This is a genomic window from Oleiphilus sp. HI0132 (assembly GCF_001635845.1).
Genome location: NZ_LWGJ01000376.1, coordinates 1 through 844 on the forward strand (window position 1 = coordinate 1; position 844 = coordinate 844).

The window sequence follows — 844 nt, forward strand, 5'->3', positions numbered from 1 at the left end:
GAGCGCTTTTCCAATCCCGGTGCTAGCACCAATTACCCAAATACGTTCAATATCATTCAGCATTGTCGGCTCCTGCTACTTCATAAAATATTTTAGAGTTTGGATAAGTTTCCCCATGACCGGTATGTGCTCATAGAGCAATTGCCCGCCATCAAAGTAGTCTCTGTGGTAGTACACTTTGTCGTTGAAACGTATTAGGCTTGCCCCTTCAATCGTGATTATTCTGCCTTTATTTAGCTTCGGGTGAGCATATTTCATGGTCCAATTTAACATGGCATCATTGTCTTTAACCCACTGGTCATGGAAGGTGAACTGGCAGGAAAGTAAGTTCTGATACAGTGACGCGCAGTACCCTTGAAAGTTAGCTACGCCTTCTATCCGATGAAAGCTATCTTCGAATAATACGTCTGGTTCGTAGACTGCTTCAATGATTCCACTATCGCAGTTATTCGCATCGAGCGTGTGGAAGAGGTGCTTGAATCGCTCTACAACATTAGCGGGTGTTTCTGACTTTATAACGACGACTGACATGATGATTGTGCCTTTTTAAGTATGAACGTTTATGCTTGAACGTTTTTGTCTACCTTCTTCTAGGATACGAGAAGGCACAGGGTTCAGATCAGAAATAATTCTAAAAAAGCTCAATAGACGCAGTATCAAGTAAGAAATATCAATCTCCCACCAGTAGAAACCCTGCCTTGCAGAGACGGCAAAGCGGTGATGATTGTTGTGCCAGCCTTCTCCCAGGGTAAGCAGTGCAAGGAAAGCATTATTCCGACTTTGGTCTTTTGTCTCAAAGCGCCTTGATCCCCATACGTGACCAAGAGAGTTAATGGTGAAGGTG

Annotated in this window: 2 protein-coding genes; both read right to left on the bottom strand. The window is 43.6% G+C overall.

The window, feature by feature from the left end; genetic code table 11:
• Positions 1-75: 75 nt before the first annotated feature.
• Positions 76-531, bottom strand: coding sequence for a nuclear transport factor 2 family protein (locus tag A3766_RS04610; protein WP_082865183.1), 456 nt, complete (start codon positions 529-531; stop codon positions 76-78).
• A gap of 15 nt (positions 532-546) precedes the next feature.
• A partial coding sequence (locus A3766_RS04615) for an acyl-CoA desaturase (RefSeq protein WP_197479321.1) occupies positions 547-844 on the bottom strand: 298 nt, incomplete at its 5' end.

What these genes read in the sequence shown, in the direction of transcription:
- A3766_RS04610 (WP_082865183.1), bottom strand. Translation starts at nt 531, where the DNA reads ATGTCAGTCGTCGTTATAAAGTCAGAAACACCCGCTAATGTTGTAGAG.